This is a genomic window from Mesorhizobium sp. M7A.F.Ca.ET.027.03.2.1 (assembly GCF_003999175.1).
Taxonomy (GTDB): Bacteria; Pseudomonadota; Alphaproteobacteria; order Rhizobiales; family Rhizobiaceae; genus Mesorhizobium.
In genome coordinates this window covers 1-1,010 of sequence record NZ_RZOM01001519.1, presented here as the reverse complement: position 1 = coordinate 1,010, position 1,010 = coordinate 1, and the positions used below count along the sequence as shown (strand labels likewise).

The 1,010-nt window shown below is 63.2% G+C and carries 2 pseudogenes; one reads left to right on the top strand and one right to left on the bottom strand.

The features are described from left to right. Nucleotides 1-225: pseudogene (locus EN750_RS36115) on the bottom strand (GDP-mannose pyrophosphatase); the annotation flags it as partial. Nucleotides 226-449: 224 nt separating this feature from the next. Between EN750_RS36115 and EN750_RS36110 the strand changes: the two are divergent. Beyond that, nucleotides 450-1,010 (top strand): annotated as a pseudogene (locus tag EN750_RS36110) (oxidoreductase); the annotation flags it as partial.

The window sequence follows — 1,010 nt, the reverse complement described above, 5'->3', positions numbered from 1 at the left end:
GTGGCCGGTGACGTAGGCGGGATAGCGGAACTGACGCACCAGAAGCACGGTCGAACGCAAGGGGTCGTAAGGCAGGATCACCGCGCCATCGCCGCGATCATAGGTCTGGCGGATTTGCGTCTCCCACTGACCGTCGCGCCGGCGGTAGTCGAGAACGGTCTTCTTCAGGACGGCCCAGTCGTCGGAGAGGATTTCCTCCGAACGGACGCGAATACGATCTTCCATCGTGGTCTCCATGCAAAAGCGCGTCGCGCTTTATGCACCTGTTTTATGCATGTCGCTCTCCCAAACCGGGCCACTTTTGGGCGCCATGCATTGCCGAGGCGTATCCGCGAACCGGCATTTCGGCAATCCCGTCAGTGATTGGTCCAGAACCCCTTTCACCGCCTCGTGTCTGGCGCAGGCGCCATCGGTCGCCTAAATAGCTGCGAACCCTCCCGGAGTTTCTCATGACAGCGTCGCTTTTCCAGTCGATCACCCTCGACGGCCTCACTTTCCCCAACCGTATCGCCGTCGCGCCGATGTGCCAGTATTCCGCCGACGACGGCTCGGCCAGTGACTGGCATCTCCATCACTGGATGAACCTCGCAATGTCCGGCGCCGGCATGGTCACAGTCGAGATGACCGATGTCGAGCGGCGCGGGCGTATCACCCATGGCTGCCTCGGCCTTTATTCCGAAGACAATGAAGCCGCCGCCCGCCGCGCACTGGATGCCGCACGACGCGTCGCCGCACCCGGCACGAAATTCGGCTCCCAACTCGCCCATGCCGGCCGCAAGGCTTCGAACCGCAAGCCGTGGGAAGGCGGCGGGCCACTGCAGCCAAACGAGGATCCCTGGCAGACCGTCTCCGCCTCGGCCATCCCCTACGACACCGGTTGGAACGTGCCGCACGCACTGGAGGACGAGGAGATCCTGCAACTGATCGAGCGCTTCGCCGAAGCCGCAAGGCGGGCCGAACGCGCCGGCTTCGATTTCATCGAACTGCATGCCGCGCATGGCTATCTGATC